Source organism: Paeniroseomonas aquatica (assembly GCF_030409335.1).
GTDB lineage: Bacteria > Pseudomonadota > Alphaproteobacteria > Acetobacterales > Acetobacteraceae > Belnapia > Belnapia aquatica.
The window spans coordinates 1-4,465 of record NZ_JAUFPN010000169.1 but is presented as its reverse complement, the minus strand read 5'-3'; the positions used below and the strand labels follow the sequence as shown (position 1 = coordinate 4,465).

The window sequence follows — 4,465 nt, the reverse complement described above, 5'->3', positions numbered from 1 at the left end:
CGAACGGTGGTGGTGTTCGCTACGGATGTTGAATCCGCCAATCCAATGTCTCTCTATTAAAGCGGAGCAAGTCCATGCCAACTCAACGTGGTGGCCGTATTTAGAAATTTTTGGAACAACTTGATCTTATGCTGCTGCGATTATCACAGCCGCTTGTCGACGGTATCCTGAGGCAAGATAACAGGCATCGACATAGAATTTGCTTTCTACCGTTATCACCCCGTTTTGGATGTGATTGAAATGGTTTCCGGGTCCGGACGACCGAGCTTCGGGATTACTCGGATGTAGACGAGCGAGGCCACTAACTCGACCAGGGTTTGCATGACGATGACCGCTGGCAGCACGGGAACCGCACCGGGTACCGCAAAGGCAAGCGGCAGCACGACCAAGGAATTGCGCGTCCCCGCACTGAACGCGATGGCACGGCCAGCCGGCGCTTCAAGGCCGGCTAGCCAAGCTATGCCCCAGCCTAGCAGCGGTGCGATGACCGCATAGGCGACGTAGAGTGGCAGAGCCCGCAACGCGCCATCCAATGCAAGACCGAGTTGCGGCGTGACGGAGGCAATCACCACAAATAGCACGATCGCCGTGGCCGGCACTGGGAGAAGGCTGAGCCCCGCCGATACCCTTGCAAGGCCTGCGCTACGCGCGGCGAGGGTCTGGAAGATTCCGGCCAGCACCAGGGGCCCCGCTATCAACCAGACAAAGGCGTGCAGGAAGGGGCCGGCCTGCACGAGCCCCGCTGCATCGTCGCCAAGGAACAGGCCGAGGTAGAGCGGTAGCAGCAGCATTTGCAGAAGCAGCAGGGCTGGCGTGGAAGCCAGCAACAGCCGGGCATCAGCCCGGCCAATATGGGAGAAGGTCACCACGTAATCGATGCAGGGAGCCAGCAGTACGATCAGCACTCCGAGCCGAAGCATGGGGTCGGGCGGCAGAAACTGTACGAGCGTAAGCGCTAGGCCGGGAACCATGATGAAGTTTGCAAATAGCAGAGCGGCGACGAAACGCATGCGGACAAGTGCCCGGCCGAGATCGGCAAGCGGCACCTGTAGGAAGGTAACGAACAGCATGACCGCTAAGGCGGGATTAATGGCGGCTTCCAACGCTGTCGCACCGTGCATGAAGAAGCCGGCAAGGGCGGCAGCGACCACGGCCGCAAAGTAGATGGCGACCTGGTGGCTCTCCAACGTATGGCGTAACCCGCTCATGTCTGGACCCGAGTTTGGGTCAACGAATGGCGACGGTTGTACCAGAAGCCAATCATGATCACCGCTAAAGTCGCAAGTTGAACTGCTACGCCTTCAACGGTTGGATAGACGCCAAGAGCCGCCAACCGGGGAAGCCCGGCCAACGGCTGCACATCGAGCAGGCCAGCTTCTTGCAGTGCTGCGATCCCTTTGCCAGCAAGAACAATCGATATCACTGCTACCAGCAGTGAGCTCACTGCGAAGAAGCGTCCGATAGGCAACTGGCGGCTGTAGCGCAAAGCCGCCCAGCCGATAATTCCAAGTAAGACAACGGCGCAAGCGATGCCGCCGAGTAGGGGGGTGGCGCTCTCCGGTCGCCACATCGCGCTATAGAAAAGGATCGTCTCAAACACTTCGCGGTAGACAACCACGAAAGCCAGCAGGAACAGGACCCATCCCGAGCGACGCGAGAGAGCGTGTGAAAGCCGCTCGCGGATATAGCGTTGCCAGTTATCAGCGTGGCTCTTGCCGTGCATCCATATGCCAACGGAAACCAGTATGAGTGCGGCAAAGAGTGAACCGAAGCCCTCTGTTAGCTCGCGGCTCGCGCCACTGATGGCGATGATGTAGGTCGCGGCAAACCAAGTAGCGCCGCCTGCCACGAGCGCGGCAGCCCACCCACCATGCACATAGGGCAGCACCTCTTCACGGCCAGCTTTTCGTAGAAAGGCAATCATCGCTATCACGATGAGAAGCGCTTCCAGCCCCTCGCGAAGAAGGATGGTTGCTGCTCCCACGAACATGGTGACATTGCTGTCGGTGTCCTCGGCCAGGGTACGCTCGACCTCGTTAAAAAGGGTCGTTACCGCTGCTGCCTGACGCCCTACCGCCTCAGCAGGCTGTCCGCGGGTAATGCCAGCGCGCAACTCGTTCATCGCTGCTTCAACACGCCCGAGCAGCGCAGAGTCTTTGGCGCCAATTCTCGGCTCGAACGGCTCAAATCCATCCAGATATGCCGACAGCGCCAGATCAGTCGCCCGCCGGCGGTCGCCGGTGCCGTAAGCCTGAACAGCTTCAGTTAGGCGAGTTCGAGCTAGATCGAGAGATGAGCCTTGAGCCGGACTTAGTGCTTCAGGATGGCGGCGCAAATAGGCAGTGACAGCTGCGGCACGCTCATCACCCACTTGGACGGCAAGTTGGGCCGGCGTTATCCCAGCCAGTGCTTCCGGCTTCGGCACCACGGCCCGCAGCGTCGGGTCCGAGCGCCACAAACGTTCTCCTTCAGATGCCAGGGACATTGGATAGGCAAGCGTTCCCGTATGGAACGCCAAAGCCCAGCGGTCCTCGGGCGACAGCTGAGCGAAACTCGGCATCGCGGTGCCATCCAGCCCTTGGGTGATCACCTGATAAAGCGCGAACAGGCTGCGTTCCTGAGCGCGCGATCGGTCTGTAAAAGCAATTGGCGGAGGGTCGAGGTTCGTAGCCGCTGGCCCATCGCCTGCGCCGCTCAAACCGTGGCAGCTGGCGCACTGCTCGGCATAGAGAGAAGCGCCTCGTGATACATCGGGAGTTTTTGTCGGAGCGAGAGGCACTGGATAGGCATCCAGCAAGTGTACAGCCAGGCCGCGTGCCAGCTTCGCCACATCTGTAGGCATGGCCCGAGCGGCAATGGCGGCCTCCAAGGCTATAATTTCAGCCTGAAGCTGAGCTTGTTGAGGGTGAAAAGGTAATTGTCCGAGACGATTCCGTACCGATTCGGAAAACTCGACCATCTCATCGTATTCGGACTGGCTTACGACGCGCCCATCCTCGACAGCGCCAGGATAATCGACGGCGATATAGTCAAGGAGACGCCACGCAGTCTGAACAGCCGCATCGTCCGCCGCTTGTCCTGGCTGGGGCAACAGCAGGCCAACAAGGAAGACAGCTACCAGAATGAAGCGGTAATGCATTGACCTACTCGTAGATTGCGACTGCGAAGCTATCGCAGATGCGCTTGCGTGCCCAGGCAGAGCTCATGCCGGGCAGGGGGCTAGCGCTTCGATGATCCGACACTCGGCGATCCGGCCATGCCGGCACTGTCCAATCAGGGAGTCCAGCTCGCGGCGAAGCGCCTGCAGGTCGGCGATCTTGCGATCCACTTCCTCCAGATGCTCGCGGGCGATGGCATCCACGGTCTCGCAGGAGCGGTCCTGCTGCTCAGCGATGTCCAGAAGCGTGCGGATCTGATCCAGCGAGAAGCCAAGGTCGCGGGCGCGACGGATGAAGCTCAAGCGGCCAAGGTGCGCGGCGCCGTAGGCCCGATAGTTGCCGGATGTACGGTCAGGGGCGGAGAGCAGGCCCACCCGCTCGTACCAGCGGATCGTCTCCACCTTCGTCCCCGTTGCCTTCGCCAGGACACCAATATTGAAAGTGGTTTCCGTCCCCATCGTCCTTGACCCTGTGGCGGCTACAGGGTCCATATAGGGTATGTCGCTTGGTCCGGGCAACCCGGGACCGGCTCCAGGATTGGAAAACGATGATGGCGGATGGCGAGCTAGCGAGTGTAGGCGCAAAGCCGCGAGCAACCCTGCGGTACCGGGTTGAGGGCATGGACTGCCCTAGCTGCACTTCCAAAATCGAAACGGCCGTGGCCGGGTGGCCGGCGCCGAGGATATCCGCGTCAACTATGGCACCCAAGTCCTGGCGTTCCGCCTGGATGAGGCGGCTACACCCCGGACGACTATCGAGGAGCAAGTTCGCAAGCTGGGTTATGGCATCGCGCCTGTGGAGGCATTGCGGGTCGAAGCGGGTGACGTAGGCGCCACCGTCCTGGTGACGCTGAATGCCTTGCGGCTGCTGCGCTACCGGTTCCACGGCGTGACGGCCTAAGCCGGCCATCGACCAAGGCACGGTGAGGTTAGCTCGCGTCTGTGTCGGGAATATCGTAGCGCTGGCAGGCGTCGACGCCGCAAGCGGATCCAGCCAGCAGTTCCTCGGCCAAGCGCAACAGCTCCCCTACCCGTCCGTCGCCCAACCGGTAATCGACAAACCGGCCGCGCTGCTCGGCCTGAACCAAGCCGCACTCGCTTAGGCAACGCAAGTGGTTGGAGACGTTCGGCTGGCTGAGGCCGGTCGCCGCAACGATGGCGCCGACATGCCGCGGGCCGGCGCGCAGTGCGTCGAGGATCGCCAGGCGCGACGGATCGGCAAAGCCGCGGAACAGCTTCGCCTGCCGGTCCAGGGTGCGCGTGGAGGTCTCTAGCCTGGATAATTCGTGAGGCCGACAGCAAGCGTCG

5 protein-coding genes are annotated in these 4,465 nt (G+C 61.2%); 1 reads left to right on the top strand and 4 read right to left on the bottom strand.

Features of this window, described 5'->3' with window-relative positions; translation table 11 throughout:
- Positions 1–215: 215 nt before the first annotated feature.
- The 3 genes from QWZ14_RS17905 to QWZ14_RS17895 form a co-directional block, all read right to left on the bottom strand.
- Entirely contained in the window at positions 216–1,208 is a 993-nt protein-coding gene (locus tag QWZ14_RS17905) for an arsenic resistance protein (protein ID WP_290318153.1), read from the bottom strand.
- Positions 1,205–3,139 (bottom strand): cytochrome c/FTR1 family iron permease, encoded by a 1,935-nt coding sequence (locus QWZ14_RS17900; RefSeq protein WP_290318152.1) that lies wholly within the window; start codon positions 3,137–3,139, stop codon positions 1,205–1,207. Before QWZ14_RS17900 ends, QWZ14_RS17905 begins: the two co-directional genes overlap by 4 nt.
- Before the next feature lie 63 nt (positions 3,140–3,202).
- Complete coding sequence (locus QWZ14_RS17895; protein WP_290318151.1) at positions 3,203–3,616, bottom strand: MerR family transcriptional regulator; 414 nt, start codon at positions 3,614–3,616, stop codon at positions 3,203–3,205.
- A gap of 208 nt (positions 3,617–3,824) precedes the next feature.
- Between QWZ14_RS17895 and QWZ14_RS17890 the strand changes: the two genes are divergently transcribed.
- Complete coding sequence (locus QWZ14_RS17890) at positions 3,825–4,058, top strand: hypothetical protein (RefSeq protein WP_290318150.1); 234 nt, start codon at positions 3,825–3,827, stop codon at positions 4,056–4,058.
- 28 nt (positions 4,059–4,086) lie between these two features.
- Here QWZ14_RS17890 and QWZ14_RS17885 read toward each other — a convergent pair.
- Positions 4,087–4,465 (bottom strand): ArsR/SmtB family transcription factor (locus QWZ14_RS17885; protein ID WP_456307254.1); only part of this gene is annotated, 379 nt, incomplete at its 5' end.